Source organism: Pseudoteredinibacter isoporae, from assembly GCF_040372805.1.
Taxonomy (GTDB): domain Bacteria; phylum Pseudomonadota; class Gammaproteobacteria; order Pseudomonadales; family Cellvibrionaceae; genus Pseudoteredinibacter; species Pseudoteredinibacter isoporae_A.
Window position 1 is genome coordinate 17,713 of sequence record NZ_BAABWJ010000005.1, and the last position, 18,717, is coordinate 36,429.

Genomic DNA, 18,717 nt, shown 5'->3' on the forward strand with positions numbered 1-18,717 from the left:
CGACCTCCGTTGCACCCTTTCCGTAGCACAGTGCCAAGCGCCATTCTTTCGCTTCAACTTTGGGTGACTTGATAAAAGCCGTACAGACCAAAACCCCAATAACACTTAAAACCGCTATTTTGTATCGCATTCCATTGCCTCCGATAACTTATTCCATAACGCATTTAGCTGATAGGTAGAAATCAGTGACTCTATAGCAGCGGGTGATACTTTTTCACCAGTAATGCGGTAATAATCCAACGCCGTACGAATATACCGTTTCTCCTGATCTAGCATATAACTCGCCTCAAATAACCCTTTCTTTTCTTTATCCCACACTCTGCTGGTCATTTTAAATTTTTCAATATTCTCTGATACTGGTAATAGCGTAAACTGCTTGTACCAACCCCTATAGACCTGTTGTGTTTGAGACACACAATTATTTAAAGCCGCCACCATTTTTGTGGTAAAAAAACGTTGCATACCCATCGCACCACCTTCACTGGCATTGGGCTCCTGAATATCGGACATAACATCATCCACAGCGGTAATACCGATCAGCGGGGTTGGGTTAGATAAATCGTACCCTTCATCTGTATCCGCCCAGGATGGCTGACAGATAGCACAACTGACTAATACAAATCCCTTTAACGCTTGATTGACTCTAGAGTAAACGCTCATATGGCTACTTCCTTGTTTTGATTATCGGATGGTTCTGGGGCTTGCCAGTTTCTGACGTCTATTTTTCCGGTGACGGCTGCTGAGATTAGAGCTGTACGGCGCTCACGCAAAAGTACAACTTGCCTCTCTGCGCAACTTTCCAAGTCATCATATTTATCGCTAGCATTTTTAGCGTATTGAACAATTTCTTTTTGCTCTGCTAGGAGCGGTCTACATGTTGGAGCTTCTCCAACATTTGAAAGACTAAGACCTTCTTTAAGCCCATATTGGGTAACAGAGAAGTATGATTTAACCGAACTAGATGAAAGCACTAACCCCAAATAGTCTGAATCCATTAAAGACTTAATCGGCCTAATCAAGCTCAAGTGTTGGTTAATATAAACTGTGCCATCGAGCTCTGGGGTTATAGCAACACGACCGGTATTTGCCCCAGTAATACATACAACAACATCCCCGTTTTCCAATTTTGTGCGAACACCCTCAGCATTATTTGGTGGAGATACTTTTTTAGCACCCGACAATTCAAGACCAAGCTTATTGTTAAGGTCGCCACTCTGTAGAAATATATTTTCACCATTTTCACTTAAATAATCAGACCATCCTCGAGGCCCTGATGTTATAAAATTGGTGATTTGCTTTACTCTGCAGACATCCCAATGCTCCGGCACTTCACCTAACCACTCAACACCTGAATCGCGCATGGGGGCGTTGGGGTTGAGGCCTTTGGTGACGGCATGGCTGATCACGGCCTGGCGTTTTTCTTTTAGCAGTTTGATCAGCTGTTGTTGTTTTTCGATCAGGGTGTCGATTTTGGCAGTTTCGTGGTCGAGGAAGTTGGCGATTTTTTCTTGCTCAGTATTAGAAGGGACAACTACAAAAGTGTCTGCGAGAGGGCCTAAATTAAGAGCCCTAAATGTGGCACCACCTACACTACTCTCCCATTGCTGAAATGAAGAAGTCGCGCGTAAAGCCCAGAAAAAGTATCTGGCGTTGTAAGCAGACGAAATGGCTACTCTAGCTGTTCCCTGTGTTAAATTAGCACCATCAAGCGTTTCGGGCGTTATCATTAACTTTCCGAAACTCGGCCCTATAGAACAAACTATATCACCTGGTTTTATTTTGCTTCTCTCATAGTCAGCAGCAATTTCGGGTGAAGTTCGAAGCAGTCCATCATAATCTTTCACTCCTCCTTCATCCGTCATATCAGCAGGTCTAATGTAAGGAATGCCTCCCTTTTTATTTGGCCCTGCTTGAACAATTCCATATGTGATCTGTCGATTCTGATCAACTATCTGCTTAAGTCGGCCAACAACCCAACTTTTAGGCACATCTCCTATAACTTCGACCGCTGAATCCTTATATTCAGGATAAGGCTGATACTTTGCGCCCATTACGAATGCACCTCTTGCAGCAAATTCATAATCTCAGCAGACACCGTATCCAAATCCGCATCAATCGCTTCTAAATCTCTCGGCGGCTGATACTGATAAAAATGGCGGTTAAACGGAATCTCATAACCCACAATACCCACTTCCTGATCTTTATCATCGGTCTTACTGGCATCTATCCAGGCATCGGGCACATGGGGTTGTACTTCTTTTTTGAAGTAGGCTTCGTTGAGTGCATTCACGGTTTGTGATGGATCAAGCGCGACGTTTTCGTTATCTCGCAGATCGCCATCGGGCTTGTATTCCAGCGTTTGGCCATCCACATCAAACAGGCCATAAAGCGGATTGGCTTCGGTATTTTTATGCAGCTTTTTAATCACTTTTTCAGCTGCTGGGTTTTTCCAGCTCACGGCGGTGGTGATTTGTTTTTTCTCTTTGGCTTCTAACGTGATGCCTTGAGCTTTGCAGGCAGCTTTGATGGCGGCTTCATAGCCATTCATATCATCACACTGCGCTGTGCCAATCTCTGATTGTAGCTGTTTGGCTTTTAGCAGGCATTGCTTTTGTGCTGCCCAGATTTTTTGATCTAACAGCTCTTTTATTTTGGCTTCTTTTAAATCACTGAAATGGGTTTTCAGGTGTTTACGGATATCGGCTTCATGCTCGGCCAGTACGCCATAGTTTTCGCAATCAGCTGCGTCGCTCCAGCTTTCACCGTAAGCTTCATACACCCACTTCATCGGCGCGTTTAAAGGTTTGGGCGCAAAGCGCAGCTCGGCGATGCGTTCATCACTGAATTGGTAGCTCTCACGTAATGGGCGCTCGATGGTGATGCGGCGGTAGCCAAATTCATGAGTGGCGAAGATTTTACTGGCGAAGGTTTTTGGTGCTTCGGCTTTTGGGTTGGCTGATTGACGGCCACGGTTGCTTTTTTGCTCGGCGGGTTTATCCAGTTCGCGGGCATCCACCACTTCAAACGCTCCAAAGCTGCGGGTGATGGTGGCGATATCTTCGCTGCTCATTTCGTTGCGTTTGGAGCCTAGGGATTTACGCATTTTGCCGCAGAGGTTTGCGCCGTTGATGAGCTGTACTTTTCCTTTGCGCTCATCGGCCTTTTTATTCGACAGCACCCAGACATAGGTGGCGATGCCGGTGTTGTAGAACATATCGGTGGGTAGCGCGACGATGGTTTCTAACAGGTCGGCCTCAAGTATGTAGCGGCGGATTTCGCTTTCGCCACTGCCTGCACCACCGGTAAACAACGGCGAGCCGTTGAGGATGATGCCGATTCTACCTCCTCCCTCTGATGCATCACGCAGCTTGCTGATCAGGTGCATGAGGAATAATAAGGAGCCGTCGGATACACGCGGCAGGCCTGGGCCAAAGCGGCCGTCGTAGCCTTTGAGGGTGTTTTCGTCTTTGATAGTGGATTCGATTTTTTTCCAATCGACACCAAAGGGCGGATTGGAGAGCATGTAATCAAATTTGTCGGCGTAGAGCTGATCATTGGATAAGGTGTTGCCGAGTTTGATATTGGTGACGTCCTGGCCTTTGATCAGCATATCGGCTTTACAGATGGCGTAGCTCTCGGGGTTAAGCTCTTGGCCAAAGGCACGCATGACCGCTTGTGGGTTTAACTCGTGCACGTATTCCATACCCGAGGAGAGGAAGCCGCCGGTACCTGCGGTGGGGTCGTAGATGGTGCGGATGATGCCAGGCTTGGTGAGGGCGTCATCATCTTCCATAAATACCAGGGAGGTGGTGAGGCGCACAATATCACGGGGGGTAAAGTGTTCCCCGGCGGTTTCATTGGAGCCTTCCGCAAAGCGGCGAATCAGTTCTTCAAATACCAGGCCCATGTCGTGGTTGGAGATGGCCTTGGGACTGAGGTCGGTTTGGCGGACTTTTTTAACAATACTGAATAAGAGATCTGCATCGTTAAGTTGGGCAATAAACTCGGCAAAATTGAAATATTCAAAGATTTCGCGAGCATCTTTTGAAAAACTCTGAATATAACTTTCCAAATTATCTTTTATGCCCGCCTGACCTAACTTGGACAAATCCATTTTGGAGGTGTTGAAGAAACTTAGAGTGTTTCCATTGTGTTGAGTGGCACGGAGTAGCAATTTCTCCTGAGCCTCTTCGGGCAGGTCAAGCTTTAAAAGCTCTTCATGCTCTCCCAGAACAGTCTCTTTTGTTTCCTCTAAAACACACTCTAAGCGGCGCAATAGGGTAAATGGCAAAATGATACGCCCATATTGGCTCTGCTTAAAATCACCTCGCAATAAATCAGCAATAGACCAACAGTAAGCGGCTAAATTATTGGAAGCTGAGGTTTGATCTGACATCTCGCGTTAACTCATTAATCTTCGTTGAAATAATCGGTATCTATGGCTTTGACCTGATAGGTTTCTTTTACCGAAACACCAAGGCTGTGGTAAAGCATCAACTCCGCCAATCTGGAACCATCAATCAATACTACGCTGATATTAAGACCCTGCACGGCCTCAATGGCACCAGAGGAAAAGCTGGACGTGGTAATAAACACCCCCTTGCGAGCACCATTGCGCGTGAGGGCGCCAATAAAGGTATCAATTTCGGGGCGCTGAACGTTGTGATCTGTGTAGCGCTTTGCCTGCAGGTAGATTTGCTCAAGGCCCAGGGGATCTTCATTAATCACTCCGTCAATGCCGCCATCGTGTGAGTATTGAGTCGCCCTGCCCGCTTCTTTTCGTGATCCGCCGTAGCCCATGGCCAACATGAGATCTACCACAAGTTGTTCAAAAAACTCGGGAGAAGATGATTTTATGGTGTCGAGCAGCTCATCACCTAATGCCCGATTAAGCTCTTCATGTGCCTCTTCCAAACGCTCCTCAGGTGTCGCTTGATTGTCTTCGAGACCGCGATTAAGGGATTCCGAGGCAATACGGACGTTTGGTTTGGATTTGGCGGCGTGGAACTCCTTAAACTCTGGGAACTGCTTGAGGTATTTCACGCGAACCGGGGCTTCTGTTTGCGCTAAAGCTTCTCGCCCTCTGGGCGTAATGCGAGTTAACCCTCGGCCAGGTGATTCAAGTAGGCCCGCCTTGGTCAAATAGGTTCTGGCCCAGGAAATACGGTTTTTGATGATGGTTTGTTTACCGGAAGCAATTTTCTCTTGAGCTTCTTCAGGAGTGAGCTGAAAATGCTCCCGAACCGTATCAATCACCTCACGAAATTGATGTGTTTCCCCATCGGCTACTGCTGCCAATAGAGGGTGCATTGTCGACTGAAAATCAGGTATCGCCATAACGCTTAACTTCCACTTGTTTTTACCTGTTTCGGCTTGTCCTTATCAGGATGTCAAACACTCTACGCAAATTGTTCAATTAAACCTTAATGAGCGGTAGATATCAATTTTTACAGCAAATTCAATGAGATAGGATTGCATTCTGGGTTTATTTTGGAGCCATCACCCTTTGGACAAAGGTGTGCGAATTTTGTACAAGTGGGCCACTTCCTTTAAATCTCACCACGCCTTCAGTTGCAAGCAGGAATTAACGACAGGAATACCTTATAAAAACAAATAACAGCCTGATTGTTCCCCAAAAAGTAATGAATGAAGCGGATGATTCATCAGGCAATATACCATCATCGCTAGCTTGTCATTTTTGATAGAAAACGGGGCCACTCACAACACTATTAAAGCCACTGCAAGCCTGTGAGCTAAGCACTCGAATTCCGCAACTGTGCCCACTATAATCGGCGATTCCTTCAACGGTAGAAACTCTATTCAAAAGGACCCAAAATGGAAGAAGGCGGTATATTTCTAGAGCAATACAGCGGTCAATCCTTAAAAGAACTGATTGAGCTCCAATCCACACATCGAATCGACTCCTTGGTATTGGCTATTGAATCCGCCCTGGATTCACGTAAAGAAGCCGATGAAAGCATGACAGAGGCAGAGTTAAGCATTCTAGCGGTTGAAGCGTTTGAGCGAGAGGTCGGAAATGGCGGCTTTATCCAGTTCTTCATCAACTCATCTGTTGAGTACACCCCAATCCTTGTCGATGCGCTAAAAGCTATATCCTGTCACAAGCTGGCCAACATAGCTCAGCAGTCGATTGATGCACTTGGCGTTAATCCTTCAGATATCGATGCGGTGGAAGATAAAGCCAACAGTGAGGACGACGCGCTGGAGGAAATTCTTGCTGAATTGGATGATGCCTATTATGAGACCGATGAAGCACCCGCTTATGCATTGTTTGATTACATAAAGCATCATCGAGACCAGATCAGGCTTACAGCGTAATCGCCTCTCTCACTACCGGATTGTAAGGAAATATTATGCCTATTAGCGGCTCCGCACAGCGGGAGTTTTTACTGTATATTTTGAAGCAAAAAACACTGACGTTAACTGAAGTTGAACACTTTTTTTATCCAGAAGATAAGAGCAATACAAAGGCTCTGGGTGATCTTCTTAGGCACCTTAAAAACAGTAACTTTTTGAGTGTTCAGGATGACAACGGGCAGGATATAAAGATTCAGCAAGAGATGTTCAACTCCCCTCAGCCCTATTCCGTTGTAGTGTCTGATATACGTGAGTACGAGCTGGAACAAGTGAACAGTGCGTATTTCACCTGGAAAGCTGAGGATATATCCCAGATAGACGAAAGCGTGCATATGTGTTTTTTAAATGGGCATCCATTCCAAATTTATGGTGATGTTGAGGGGTGTAAACCTCAAATGGCACGCTTACGTAGTTTCACCAATCTTTTCGCCCAGCTTTTGATAACAAGACGTTTCACTGAGCTTGCCACCTACATACACCCTGCTGTTGGCGATGAATACGATACACCTGCTCTTGAAGCGATGTTTGTTGATTCCGAGACGAAAAATGGGAAAATTGATACCTTCGATGATATCTCTATAGACGAGATTTATTGGGGGAAAGGCAGTGAGAAGAAATTCTTCGACGATGAAGGTATACCTAAAGGCGTAAAACGTAAGGATAGAGTCGGAAAATCGAGCTTTCAATTACAATGCGGCCTGAGCCCCAATGGTATTGGAAGCTGGGAATACACCGTTTCGATTTGGGTATCTGAAACGCCTGAAGGCATTATGTGGGTTTATAAAGTGGACATGTATTCGTCTTACTAAGGATACCGACGCTATGGCTTCTTAAGCCGTTAATCATCTATTCGAATGGAAAGACCCAACTATCGCTTAAGCTTGCAGTTATGTAGCCCTCGAATCATTCTCCTGAAGAGTTTAGATGTATCAATTTCAACAGAACCATCCACTCACACTTTAGTAGATTATTGAGGAGATAACACGCTAGAATGCGCTAATATAGGCAACTCTACTATTGAATACTTGAAAAGTACTGTCCAGTGAAACTGCTACAAAATTTTTCCACCATTGAAGAGGCAAAAGACCTTGCAGCCACTTTGCTCAGGAATGGCATAGGAGTACATATTTCTGGCATACATGGATTTCAGCATAGAAATTTTACAGGAACACTATCAGTTGGTCTTTGGATCATATTAGACGCACAATTTGAAGGTGCTGTTGAATTGACAAGAAATCCTAACCACTACGTTCAAGAAAAGCTTCCAGAATCCGAACTAATAAAACTTAACCGCGCAATTGAAGAGGAGCTTCTACTACCCGTAATGAAAGATAGCTCGAAAAATAAGGCCATTGCTTTTCTTATTTTATTGGTAATGGTGATTTTTATTCTATTTATGATCAAAAGGTAGAATGCAAATAACATGAGCCCTCACTGCATCGCTGCTTCCGACCTTCTGGGCTTAATGGCCAAAACCATTGAGGCCGGCGCCAGTGTTGCCCATATCCTGGAACAACTTGACCTTCCCAGTAACCTTTTGGAAGAACCCAATCAACTGGTCGACATGGGTGACGCTTGGCGTATTATGCTGGCGAGCCAAAATGCGGTGCACGAAGAGTCTCATTTGATTTCAAGTCGTCCTTTGCGACGTGGCAGCACTCGCCTCGTGTTTTCCAGCTTGCAACAATGTGAAACGCTTGAGGAAGGCTTACAAAGCTTGGCTGAGAATTACAATATCATTCACGGTGGCCAGTTTAACTTAGTGCGTAAACAAGGACGTAGTTTAAGTTATTGTGTAGACGACAGTGAATTCCACTACCAAACACAAGCTGTTCCATTAGCGATCGAATTTGCATTGATCAGTATTCACTGCACGCTTTCCTATCTTTGCAAAAAACCATTAAAACTCAAGCGTGTTTGCAGTAAACGAGAGTGGATTCCTGAGCACAATCACCACTTGAATATCTTCCACGCGCCCTTGAAATTAAATCAGCCTCAATATGAGCTGGCTTATGATATCAACCAAGCCCAGCTGCCCCTTCTACACGAATCCAAAGAAGATATTTCAGCAAACCTCTACCGCCACTACCAGTATTTTCTGAGTTTAAGTGAAAAGGACGACGCCCAGAGCTTTCTTCAGATATGCGAGGAAAAAGTTTATCAGGCAAGCGCCAAACACGTTCTCGTAAGCCAGGAATGGATTGCCAGTGAACTCAATATCAGCGTTGCGACTTTGCGGCGCCGCCTCACGGAACAAGGCAGTAACTACCGACAGCTCCTGGATGCTTGCAACAGCACTTTAGCCTGCCAGTATTTGCAAGCTGGCCTTGGCATTAACGATACCGCCACACGATTGGGTTACAGCGATGAACGCAGTTTTAAGCGGGCCTTTAAACGTTGGCACGAGCTCTCGCCGGCAGCTTATCTCAAGCAGCTTTCTCAAATTGACTCAAAACAAGCAAGATAAACCTTCACCTCCTGAGCGAAAATGTACCCTATCGATAGAACCAATTCGTCATATTTTCCTTGTCTGCCAGCCCCTATAGTGTCCAACATCAAATAATAACAGTAGCGAGAGGATAGATTGATGCGTAAGCCCCTAGCGCATGCCGTTGGCCTTACCATAGCCTTGGCCAGCACCCCACTGTATGCCCAGATAGAAGAAGTCATCGTGACGGCCGAGCGCCGTGAAGCCAATTTGCAGGAAGTACCGGTCGCGGTCAGTTCCTTCTCATCGGAAAACCTTGAATCAGCCCAGGTTTCTACCCTCGGAGACTTGCAAAGTATGGTTCCGAACCTGAGTGTGCATTCCGGAGACGCCAATAATGCTGTGGTGTATATTCGTGGCATTGGCCAAATTGATTCGGTCGCTTTTTTTGAGCCTGGTGTAGGCATTTATCTGGATGATATTTACCTGGGACGTGCCCAAGGCGCTTTCCTTGATGTGGTGGATGTAGAGCGTATTGAGGTACTCCGTGGTCCACAGGGCAGTCTGTACGGCCGTAACTCCGTGGGCGGTGCCATCAAATACGTTTCAGCGGCCCCTACCGAAACGTTCACTGGCAACATCAGCGCTCACCTGGGCAATTATGATCGCCGAGATATGAAGGCGAGCATCAGCGGCCCTCTCTCTGATCAGTTGAAAGGACGACTGACTCTGGCCAGTATGGAACATGAAGGCTATGGCGTGAATCGTTTTGATGGGCAACGCGATGGCGATCGTGATACTCAGTTTGCCCGAGCGGTTCTGCAGTTCGATCCGAATGATGATGTGAGTGTGCAACTGGCATTGGATTATTCAGACAGTGATCCAAAGCGCTCACGGACACCTGCAAAAGAAACCCCTATAGCCATCCTGTTGGGCCCTACTTTTCCCGCGGACGAAGACCCTTTTGTTGTCAATGCCGACTTTAATACTGTAGAACAAACCGAAACTAAGGGTATTAGCCTGAATGCCAGTTGGGCTTTGAATGATCAATGGAGTGTGAAATCGATCAGTTCGTATCGCGAGCTGGATTACGGTACCGAGTTGGATTTGGACGGCACACCGATCAATGCTTTTGGAATTTACTATTTTAATAAACAAGAACAAAGCAGCCAGGAATTCCAGTTGCAATATCAGAGCGATAAGCTCTCGTTAGTCACCGGCTTGTACTATTTCAATGAGCAAGGACAAACCTTCGACGGTGGCGTTTTCGCCAATATTTTCAGTGCGAGTTCAGGCGATGGTTTCTTTGAAACCGACAGCTACGCCGTTTTCGGCCAGTTGGATTATGATATTAGCGAGCAACTTACCGCGATTGCGGGATTCCGCTACACCAAGGAAAGCAAATCATACCGCCGCGTGGCTGAGAGTTTTAACTTGATAGCATTAGCTGCCGGTAACCCTGCCCTGGCGAATCCCGACAGTGCACTATTGCGAACAGTGCGCGGGCAAGGAGTTGTCACTTCTGGAAACCCTGACGACGCTGACTTCAATAACTTTTCTCCCAAGTTGGGTCTGAAATATCAGCTTAGTGAAGACAGCAACCTCTACGCAAGCTATTCAACCGCTTTTAAAGCGGGCGGTTTTAATGGCCGGGTAACATCCGATGCATTGACGCCATTTGATGAAGAAACCTTGGTCAGTTTGGAGGCCGGCCTGAAAACCCAGCTTTGGGACGATCGCCTGCGAATCAATGCGGCCATCTTCAGAAACCAATACGATGACTTGCAGTTAAGCAGTTTTGAAGCCAGTGCGGACGGCGGTTCCATTTTGCCAGTCTTTACCAATGCGGGTGAAGCGGTGATGAAAGGCGCGGAGCTGGAATTAACCGCACTGCTCAGCGACGCACTCACCATCAACGTAAACGTTGGCTACCTGGACGCCGAATACCGCGAATACATTGCCGGCGACCCGTCAACGAATCAGCTGATCGATATTTCAGATCAACGTGAATTGGTGAACGCTCCGGAATGGGATACTCAACTGGGTTTGCGCTATGACTTTGCGGCCTGGGAATGGGGGCAGCTCAGCTTTTTAACGGATATCAGCTACCGCAGCAAAACCTATCTGGAAGTGAACAGCCAGGAAACCTTGGCTCAAAATGGCTACAGCTTGGTGAACGCAGCCTTTATGTTGGCGGCTGAAGATAATCGCTGGACTATTATGCTGGGTGGAAAAAACCTATCCGACAAGCGCTATCGCAGCCACGCCTTTGATATTTCAGCGTTCCCAGGTGTAATGCTCGGTTACTACAGCGCACCCAGAACCTATGCCCTGTCGGCCAGCTATAATTTCTAGGCGCGAATGAATGATGCAATCGTCACGTTTGGCCGGCATTGATTCGATCACGGTAGAAACGCCTCGACTTAAGCAACACCTATTAAGTTGCGGCAACTGTGACGGGGAGCCGGTGTTTTTTATTCATGGTAATTTTTCAGCCGCCGATTATTTTGAGGCTCTGATGCTGGAAATGCCCGAGCAATACCACTGTGTGGCGCCGGACCTTCGAGGTTATGGCGATACCGAGGATAAAGTGATTGATGCTCGACGCGGGGCTCGAGATTGGAGTGACGATCTCTTTGAACTCCTGCAAGCGCTCGGTATTGAATCGGCCCATTTTTTGGGTTGGTCCGCCGGCGCGGGCGCCGTCATGCAGCTGGCCATCGACCATCCTCAATGCGTCCGCTCTCTGAGCCTGGTTGCGCCGGTGAGCCCTTTCGGATTTGGTGGCAGCAAAGACCTTGAAGGCAACCCAAATTACAGCGATTTTGCAGGCTGCGGCGGTGGCACTGTTGCGAAGGAGTTCATTGCGCAGATCAAACGGCACGATACCGGTACTGACAGTGATTTTTCGCCGCGCAATGTTATTCGCAATGGCTACTTCGCGAAGCCGTGGCGTATGCCGAGAGAGGATGAGCTGCTCCTCGCTTCCTTAAAGCAAAAAATTGCAGTGGATCGGTATCCGGGAGATTTTGTCGAAAGCCCAAACTGGCCGTATGTAGCACCGGGGAAATTTGGCCCAATTAATGCCATCAGCGCCAAATATTTCAACGCCCAAAAGCTGCTCGACATCGCGGACAAGCCCCCAATTCTATGGCTGCATGGCTCTGACGATAAAATCATCAGTGATCAATCGTATTCTGATATTGCTTTTCTAGGCTCCCAGGGTTTAGTGCCCGACTGGCCCGGCAATGAGACCTGCCCACCGCAACCAATGGTCTCGCAAACCAGAGCTCTATTGGAACGGTACGGAAGGTTTAAAGAGGTTCGCCTGGAAGGCGTGGGGCACAGCCCTTTCATTGAACAACCTGATATATTCCTAAATCAGTTTTTAGGCTTTTTGGAGACACCTCCAAGCTGTTAAGCGTGAGAGCATCCTGTGAGCGCTCCCAATGCCAGATAAACTTGTCCCGTTGTGAAATGCGCTCAGGGCGTTAAATGTCGACTCAAGCCCCGTGAATCATTCAGAACAATACGCCCTCTTCCGGTGGTAATGAGCTTGTCCGTACTTAGCTCGCCCAATAAACGAGCTGTCACCTCTCGGGAGGTACCCAAATGATTGGAAATCTGTTGTTGCGTGAGTGATACCACACCATCGGCGTTTGAGATATTCAGCAAGTAGTTGATTAAACGTTGTTTTAAGTTCCAGCCCTGGAGTTGCTCAACTTCCTGCATCAACTGATAAACCGCCGTTGAAAGTGCATTCAGAGTCAAGTCTTGAATACCGGGGTCTTTTCTAAAAAGCTCCTTGTAGGCATTGCCGCTGATCACTAACAATTCGGTGTCTTGCTCCGCTGCAACCCAGGCCGGGTATCTCAGGTTTTTAAACAAGGAGTTTAGGGCAAACACACAGGTCTCTCCCGGGTTTAGGATGTAGAGCGTGGCCTCGCTGCCCCGTGAAGAATAACTGAACACCCTCAACTGCCCGGAAGTGACGATATAAGCTCCGGCGACCGAATCGCCTTTATGTATTGCCAATTGCCCTTTGCTGAGTGAAAGCGAATGACTGTGCTGATTTATGTGTTGCTGTGTTGCCTGCGACACATTCATATGATCACCCAACTGCAGACTGTGTGATGGCGCGCCCTGATCTGACATAGTGTTCTATTCTACGGCTCGGAAATGTTAGGGGGTGGATTCTGCGTCTCGCTAGCCGCCAACAAACGCTTGCTGCTTAACGCCTTGAGGAAAGCGACAATATCGCGGACCTCGGAATCTGTCAGTGGCGAACTGTCAATAACGCTCAGAGCATTGTCCGACCAGACAACCCGTCTGTGGCCGCTCTTCCCTAATTGGCTTTCCGCCATCATTCGGACAACCTCCTCCAGTGTGTCGACACTGCCATTGTGCAGCCAGGGGCCGGTCAGGGCAACATTGCGCAGACTCGGCACCCGCCAAACCGTCGGCTTGCCTGTTTCAGGATTGTTTAACGTCAAGGATTGGGTCAGTGACGTCGGCTTTGCCGGAAACAGGCGCAACGCCAAACCCTCGCTATAAACACTGGCTACGCTGAAATTGGGTCCGGCGTGGCAGTACACACAGCCCAGCTGTTCAAACAAAACCATACCATTCAGCTGTTGTTGCTTAAGGGCCCCTCTGTCGCCGCGAACGAAATCATCATACGGACTGTCGTTCGTTATTAGAGTGCGCTCGTAGCTGGCCAAGGCTTTGGCGATGTTCACGCTGCTGATGTTTCGTTCACCAAACGCCTGAAAAAACAGGTCGTGGTAGTCAGCCTGACTTCGGACGCGTTCGACGATAGCCTGCTCGGAAGGCAGCCCCATTTCGATCGGGTTAAGGATAGGCTGCAAGGCTTGATGTTCAAGGTTGTTGGATCGCCCATCCCAAAACAAACTTCTCTGAAAAGCGCTGTTCCATACCGTTGGCGTGTTGCGAACGCCTTTCTGCCCGCCTATACCTTCGGCCTGGGTTTTACCATCGGCACCGGCATACACATACAAGTTGTGACAGCTGGCGCAAGACACACTTCGGTCAAGAGATAGATTACGGTCATTAAACAAACGCTTGCCCAAGGCGATTTTAGCAGGATTGGGAGGGTTGTCCGCAGGGTATGGTGCCATTGCGGGCAGTGCTTGCCAGCGATGACGCTCAGGCGGTGCACTCATCAGTATCTCAGAATAAGGCTTTGATATTGTCGACGCTCTTTGCCTTGGTATTTTTTGTGGCCGTGTTTGTGCTGCCAATGCTTGTGCTGATAGCGCAGTCACAGAACGCTCTTGCTTGATAAACGCTCGCATCGTATCCGGTGCCATACGAAATAACAGCAGTAGCTTCAGAACGAACGCCAAGCCCAGAAACCCTAAGGCCGCTACGATGAGTGGAGAGATCGCCCTGGCCTCTCGGGTCTGTATTGAACGGCGCTTGAGTATGGCCAGCAACAACAGCGGAAAGGACGCTGTTGTTGCCAGTAAAACGATGAGAAAGATAAACTCAAACATGCGAAATACAACCGTTGTTGCCCTTAAGCTTTGGCTTCCAGAAACGTGGCTTCAAGAAACGTTGCTTCCAGAAACATAGCTTCAGGACTGATGGCTTTTACCTCACTGATACTGTCGAATGGTAAGCCTACGCGTTCATGGGCACGCTTCACCGCCTCAGCAGATTTGGCCAGAGTCAGGCAAAATGCTTTGCCACCATCCATATCGCTCAGTATTTTCAGCGAGATCACCTCTTCTTCAGCGCAGGCGACTTGGTAGTTTTGATAAAAAGCTGAAAACTCCTCAGCGGTAATCTTCTCGGGAAAGGTTCCACTTTCTCGGTTATGGGTATCAACGAACATTTTGAACTCAGACATGATTTTTGCCTCCTGGTGAATAAGAGACCTCACTGTACGGAGTTACTCAGTGAACATCTGTAACTTTAGTTACAGAGCCACCCAAGTGCTTGCCTATAGGCACCCGGAATGCCGATAATGCTGTCAGATCGACGTCATCATAAGAATCCGGTGTAAAAGGAAGGAAATAATGCTCGATATCGCATTGAAAATCGTTTTACTGCTGAATGCCCTCTGGTTTTTGGGAGGCTTTCACACCTTTGACATTCGCGGCAGGGTTTTTGCGAAAATTGTCGTGCCCAAGGCGCATCGAGACACACCGGTGATGGAAACCCTTGTGTACTCAGGGAAATTTGTCGCAGGTTTCAATTTTGCCTTTCTGGTACTCAGTGTGTTACTGCTGCTCAATACCGAGGTGTTTGATAAAAACATACAATGGGCAATTTTGCTGTTTGTTATCGCTGTTGCTCACGGCTCACAGTTTGCTTATAACGTGCCGGTAGCACTGCAGAATCGACGTGGCGAAGGGGTTTGGCAAGTGAAAGGCCTAATGCTGTTTATCTTTGTAACAGACTTCGCCTTGATGGTGTTAAATGCCGGCCTGGCGATGTGTTTTCTAATGTGAACATCGCCGCAACCTTATTATGGATGTGGACGGTCACAAGGAGCATCCACCGCTCGGTTTTAGGAATACACTACACACCGTCAAGCTGTATCGTTTTTGAGGCAATCAGCGTATCGAATTCTTTAATAATACGGTCGACCGAAAGTGCCAGCGTCGTACCAGGAAACGGCTTGATTCCCACGCATTTATTTTTCCCGGTTTGCTTGGCAACATAGAGTAATTTATCACTCAGCTTCAGTATGTCATTCATGTTTTCATCGGTATGAATCAAGGGAAAGTGCACATAACCGATTGAGCAGCTTCGACTGATCGCCATGTTGCCATCGATATCAATGGTCTTCCTTTCAACACTCTGGCGAGTACGCTCAGCGAGTTCTTTAAGCTCTGCGCTCCGCTTCACTCGAGCCATCAACAGAAACTCTTCACCGCCGAGTCGAATCAGGTGATCGGCAGGCCGGGAACTCTGCTTGATCGCCCGAGTGACCTCCTGTAAAACTCGATCCCCGATGTCATGACCATGGTCGTCGTTAACGGATTTGAAGTTATCAATATCAATCAGTATGTAACCTATGTAGCGTCTGTCGGGGTGCTTGTCCTCGTGCCCTCGAACGACACTGGAACGCTCGATGGCAGCCTGATTATCCAGGAAACGGCGATTGTATGCCCCGGTTAATTGATCGGTAAGGCTCAGGGCCTTAATTTCAATGATCGCGTCCTGCAGCTTTTGGTTTTTATCTTCCAGTTCTGCGGTTTTCTGGCTAACGAGTGCTTCCAGTTCCCACTCTCGCTTTTCCAGCGCAAGAATTCTATACCGATAAATGTAATATATAGCCGCCAGTAGGCCTAAAACCCCCAGAACTTTAAACAAGAGGTATTCATGCCATTTGGCGTGTTTCTCGATACGCAGTTCATGTGGCGGCAGCCAGTCTTTTGCACGGCTGCGAGTTTGAATGACAAATCGGTAGCTGCCTGGGGGAAGATTGGTGTAGGTTGCCACACGCCGGCCCGAGTCAACTTCAATCCATTGATCATCAAAACCCCCGAGCTTAAACCGAAATGTGTTTTTTGTCGGCGCCGAATAATCGTCAGATGAAAACTCAATACTGAGGCTCTTGCTGTGAGCTGGCACTTGAAGGGTTTCTCTAGCGGATTGCCGCTGGCCATCAATGCTTATGTCGGTGATGAGTACCTGGGTTGATTCTTCTCGCTCTTGAAAAAGATCAGGCTTGATCATCAGCAAACCTTTGGTGGTGCCGAAGAGCAAAGTGCCCCTGGACGTTTCCGTATTGATACCAGCCCAGGTCACCCCGGCGCGAATACCATCTTCCGGATAAACCGAATGTACGCGACCGGTTTCAGGGTCGAACATATTACGGTCAAACCAGAATCGACCTTTGGCATCTTCCAGTGGGTATTTATCGGATATCAGTTTGTGTTCAGCCACAAAGGCCGTTTCCGCCACAAGCCGATCATCCTTGACTATTAGCTTTGTGAGCTTTTCTATTCCGGCGTTTGAAAAGAACCAGGTTTCCTTGCTTCTACTGATTTTGAAAGAACCAGGCGCAGCTTCGTCTTTGCGCTCTGAAGCTTGCAATACGAGAGGCCGAAGCGATTTGCTTCCATGGGAAAGCGCAAAAACACCGTTGCTGGCCCCAACCAGCAGATGACCGCTGCCCGTTTCGTCAATAACATCAATATAGTCGGGGCGTTGCTCGCTAGCGATTATCTCAAATTCATCAGTGCCCAAGGGGTGACGGATCAGCGAATCGTTGGTACCTATCCACAACAAGCCCGGTGCTTGATAAAAAAGAGACCGGAAACTGTTGGTGCCTGTCCTGGCCACTCTACGCCGAAACCGTGACTGTGAGGGGGAATATTCGTATAAGCCTTCGCGTGTGCCCACCCAGATATGACCACTCGGAACCTTTATCATGGTAAGGATATTGCCATCGCCCAAATGATCTGGGCTCTCGGGCAAAGGACGGTGGGCGGAAACCAAGCCGGTTTTGGGGTTCAGTATATCAATGCCCCGCCCTCTGGTGCCCACCCAAACCTCATGTTCGCTCACATTAAGCGATGAATAGACATCCCCATGGCTGAGGGAATGTTTGTCGCTGGTATCATGTTTCAATATACGAAATAAATTATTGGTTTGGTAGTACTGATTAATACCGCCTCCCCAGGTCGTAATCCAAATCAGACCGGCTCGATCCTTGAATAAGCGACGAACTTCATTTGCATTCAGACTATGATCAATAAAAGGACTGTTTTTAATGGTCCGGATAACGCTGCCCGTGTCAGGTTCTACAACGTTGATGCCACCACCAAAGGTGGCAACCCAAACTTCGTCTTTTCCTACCTCTAATATTGACGATACCCATTTATGGCTCAGCTGATTGGACAAGCCTGGGCGGTAGCCAATTTCGATCAGTTCAAATGTTTCCAGATCGATTACGTACGCGCCGTTTCGGTAGGTTCCCACCCAAAGACGCCCGTCACTCAAATGGAGTGCGGTGATGATTTTATTGCCGAGTGAAAGCCCACGCGCCGATCTGAATGTTGGCGTTGAAAAAGTACCGCTGCTTTTATCGAAAAAACTTAGGCCGTCAAAAGAGCCAACCCACAGTCTGTTTTGATGGTCCAAAGCCAACGATCTAACTCGGTTGTGAGGAAGCTCCGAATTACTTGCATTGTAATGAGTGATGACACTACTTTCTAAATCGAGATAGTCCAAGCCCGCGTCCGTCGCAAACCAGACGCCCAGCCCCTCATCTTCAAGAATAAACTCAACCCGATTGTTAGAAAGAGAATTCTCTTGTCCTTCTGTTTTCATAAACCGAGTAAAACGATTCGACTCCGGGTGATAACGCGACACGCCATTGGACAAGGTGCCAATCCAAAGCCCGCCATCACGGGCGGGCCACAAGGAGCGAACGTAATCACCAGATAACGTAGTCGGGTCATTTTTTTGGCTTTGATATTCCGTGAACTTGTAACCGTCGTATTTGTACAAGCCGTGTTGAGTTCCATACCAAATATAACCTTCCGCATCCTGGGTGATGCTGGTTATGGCGTCACTGCTCACCCCCTCATGAAGGGTCAGGCTTTTAAAGAAGTAATGTCCGCGATCGAACAAACCCGCGCTTGCACTCGCGCTCCACAGAACCAGCAGAAACCAACAGAAAAATCTATTCATTAACGATTCGACGTACCAAATAAGTCACGGATAATTGATTGCTCAACAGTATAGTCCAGCATCTTTCAGGTATCGAAGCCAACTGGAACGATAGTACCAAGTGATTCTACTGACAACTTGCGGGAATAAAAGAAAAAGTGGTGACTAAAAGACGAAACCGCGTATTCGGCTTCAGTCTTTTACTTGTCAGGTCGTAATTTTTACGCCTCAGGACAGGTTGGTGGCTTTTCTTAAAATGG

General features: G+C 47.7%; 15 protein-coding genes. 7 read left to right on the plus strand and 8 right to left on the minus strand.

Annotated elements, in window-relative coordinates; genetic code table 11:
- Nucleotides 1–114: 114 nt before the first annotated feature.
- The 4 genes from ABWW03_RS11375 to ABWW03_RS11390 are packed head-to-tail and all read right to left on the minus strand — an operon-like array spanning nucleotide 115 to nucleotide 5,337.
- On the minus strand, nucleotides 115–660 hold the full coding sequence (locus tag ABWW03_RS11375) for a hypothetical protein (RefSeq protein ID WP_353408449.1): 546 nt from the start codon (nucleotides 658–660) through the stop codon (nucleotides 115–117).
- Nucleotides 657–2,051: a restriction endonuclease subunit S gene (locus ABWW03_RS11380; RefSeq protein ID WP_353408451.1), complete on the minus strand. Its 1,395-nt coding sequence runs from the start codon at nucleotides 2,049–2,051 to the stop codon at nucleotides 657–659. Before ABWW03_RS11380 ends, ABWW03_RS11375 begins: the two co-directional genes overlap by 4 nt.
- Nucleotides 2,051–4,396, minus strand: coding sequence for a type I restriction-modification system subunit M (locus tag ABWW03_RS11385; RefSeq protein ID WP_353408453.1), 2,346 nt, complete (start codon nucleotides 4,394–4,396; stop codon nucleotides 2,051–2,053). Before ABWW03_RS11385 ends, ABWW03_RS11380 begins: the two co-directional genes overlap by 1 nt.
- A 14-nt stretch (nucleotides 4,397–4,410) precedes the next feature.
- A complete protein-coding gene (locus ABWW03_RS11390) occupies nucleotides 4,411–5,337 on the minus strand; it encodes a restriction endonuclease (protein ID WP_353408455.1) in 927 nt (308 codons plus the stop codon).
- A gap of 498 nt (nucleotides 5,338–5,835) precedes the next feature.
- On the opposite strand from ABWW03_RS11390, the gene ABWW03_RS11395 reads away from it, so the two are divergent.
- From ABWW03_RS11395 to ABWW03_RS11420, 6 genes are all read left to right on the plus strand, one after another.
- Nucleotides 5,836–6,339, plus strand: a complete 504-nt coding sequence (locus ABWW03_RS11395; RefSeq protein WP_353408456.1) for a DMP19 family protein — start codon at nucleotides 5,836–5,838, stop codon at nucleotides 6,337–6,339.
- A gap of 35 nt (nucleotides 6,340–6,374) precedes the next feature.
- Entirely contained in the window at nucleotides 6,375–7,187 is an 813-nt protein-coding gene (locus ABWW03_RS11400; RefSeq protein WP_353408457.1) for a hypothetical protein, read from the plus strand.
- Between the two features lie 233 nt (nucleotides 7,188–7,420).
- Entirely contained in the window at nucleotides 7,421–7,789 is a 369-nt protein-coding gene (locus ABWW03_RS11405; RefSeq protein WP_353408458.1) for a hypothetical protein, read from the plus strand.
- A 12-nt stretch (nucleotides 7,790–7,801) separates the two neighbouring features.
- Nucleotides 7,802–8,845 (plus strand): helix-turn-helix domain-containing protein, encoded by a 1,044-nt coding sequence (locus ABWW03_RS11410; RefSeq protein ID WP_353408459.1) that lies wholly within the window; start codon nucleotides 7,802–7,804, stop codon nucleotides 8,843–8,845.
- A gap of 120 nt (nucleotides 8,846–8,965) precedes the next feature.
- Entirely contained in the window at nucleotides 8,966–11,161 is a 2,196-nt protein-coding gene (locus ABWW03_RS11415; RefSeq protein WP_353408460.1) for a TonB-dependent receptor, read from the plus strand.
- Between the two features lie 10 nt (nucleotides 11,162–11,171).
- Nucleotides 11,172–12,227: an alpha/beta fold hydrolase gene (locus ABWW03_RS11420; RefSeq protein WP_353408461.1), complete on the plus strand. Its 1,056-nt coding sequence runs from the start codon at nucleotides 11,172–11,174 to the stop codon at nucleotides 12,225–12,227.
- A gap of 62 nt (nucleotides 12,228–12,289) precedes the next feature.
- On the opposite strand, the gene ABWW03_RS11425 is transcribed toward ABWW03_RS11420, so the two are convergent.
- The 3 genes from ABWW03_RS11425 to ABWW03_RS11435 are packed head-to-tail and all read right to left on the minus strand — an operon-like array spanning nucleotide 12,290 to nucleotide 14,678.
- Nucleotides 12,290–12,961 carry a Crp/Fnr family transcriptional regulator gene (locus tag ABWW03_RS11425; RefSeq protein WP_353408462.1) on the minus strand — a complete coding sequence of 224 codons (672 nt, stop codon included), beginning with the start codon at nucleotides 12,959–12,961 and terminating at the stop codon, nucleotides 12,290–12,292.
- Between the two features lie 11 nt (nucleotides 12,962–12,972).
- Nucleotides 12,973–14,322 (minus strand): cytochrome-c peroxidase, encoded by a 1,350-nt coding sequence (locus ABWW03_RS11430; protein WP_353408464.1) that lies wholly within the window; start codon nucleotides 14,320–14,322, stop codon nucleotides 12,973–12,975.
- 23 nt (nucleotides 14,323–14,345) lie between these two features.
- A complete protein-coding gene (locus ABWW03_RS11435; protein ID WP_353408466.1) occupies nucleotides 14,346–14,678 on the minus strand; it encodes a DUF4242 domain-containing protein in 333 nt (110 codons plus the stop codon).
- 169 nt (nucleotides 14,679–14,847) lie between these two features.
- Here ABWW03_RS11435 and ABWW03_RS11440 point away from each other — a divergent pair, with 169 nt between their 5' ends.
- The gene (locus ABWW03_RS11440) at nucleotides 14,848–15,282 is read left to right on the plus strand and encodes a hypothetical protein (RefSeq protein ID WP_353408467.1); all 435 of its coding nucleotides are present in this window, start codon (nucleotides 14,848–14,850) and stop codon (nucleotides 15,280–15,282) included.
- 70 nt (nucleotides 15,283–15,352) lie between these two features.
- On the opposite strand, the gene ABWW03_RS11445 is transcribed toward ABWW03_RS11440, so the two are convergent.
- Complete coding sequence (locus tag ABWW03_RS11445) at nucleotides 15,353–18,478, minus strand: ligand-binding sensor domain-containing diguanylate cyclase (protein WP_353408468.1); 3,126 nt, start codon at nucleotides 18,476–18,478, stop codon at nucleotides 15,353–15,355.
- Nucleotides 18,479–18,717 lie beyond the last annotated feature (239 nt).

What these genes read in the sequence shown, in the direction of transcription:
- ABWW03_RS11375 (WP_353408449.1), bottom strand. Translation starts at nt 660, where the DNA reads ATGAGCGTTTACTCTAGAGTCAATCAAGCGTTAAAGGGATTTGTATTA.
- ABWW03_RS11380 (WP_353408451.1), bottom strand. Translation starts at nt 2,051, where the DNA reads ATGGGCGCAAAGTATCAGCCTTATCCTGAATATAAGGATTCAGCGGTC.
- ABWW03_RS11385 (WP_353408453.1), bottom strand. Translation starts at nt 4,396, where the DNA reads ATGTCAGATCAAACCTCAGCTTCCAATAATTTAGCCGCTTACTGTTGG.
- ABWW03_RS11390 (WP_353408455.1), bottom strand. Translation starts at nt 5,337, where the DNA reads ATGGCGATACCTGATTTTCAGTCGACAATGCACCCTCTATTGGCAGCA.
- ABWW03_RS11395 (WP_353408456.1), top strand. Translation starts at nt 5,836, where the DNA reads ATGGAAGAAGGCGGTATATTTCTAGAGCAATACAGCGGTCAATCCTTA.
- ABWW03_RS11400 (WP_353408457.1), top strand. Translation starts at nt 6,375, where the DNA reads ATGCCTATTAGCGGCTCCGCACAGCGGGAGTTTTTACTGTATATTTTG.
- ABWW03_RS11410 (WP_353408459.1), top strand. Translation starts at nt 7,802, where the DNA reads ATGAGCCCTCACTGCATCGCTGCTTCCGACCTTCTGGGCTTAATGGCC.
- ABWW03_RS11415 (WP_353408460.1), top strand. Translation starts at nt 8,966, where the DNA reads ATGCGTAAGCCCCTAGCGCATGCCGTTGGCCTTACCATAGCCTTGGCC.
- ABWW03_RS11420 (WP_353408461.1), top strand. Translation starts at nt 11,172, where the DNA reads ATGATGCAATCGTCACGTTTGGCCGGCATTGATTCGATCACGGTAGAA.
- ABWW03_RS11425 (WP_353408462.1), bottom strand. Translation starts at nt 12,961, where the DNA reads ATGTCAGATCAGGGCGCGCCATCACACAGTCTGCAGTTGGGTGATCAT.
- ABWW03_RS11430 (WP_353408464.1), bottom strand. Translation starts at nt 14,322, where the DNA reads ATGTTTGAGTTTATCTTTCTCATCGTTTTACTGGCAACAACAGCGTCC.
- ABWW03_RS11435 (WP_353408466.1), bottom strand. Translation starts at nt 14,678, where the DNA reads ATGTCTGAGTTCAAAATGTTCGTTGATACCCATAACCGAGAAAGTGGA.
- ABWW03_RS11440 (WP_353408467.1), top strand. Translation starts at nt 14,848, where the DNA reads ATGCTCGATATCGCATTGAAAATCGTTTTACTGCTGAATGCCCTCTGG.
- ABWW03_RS11445 (WP_353408468.1), bottom strand. Translation starts at nt 18,478, where the DNA reads ATGAATAGATTTTTCTGTTGGTTTCTGCTGGTTCTGTGGAGCGCGAGT.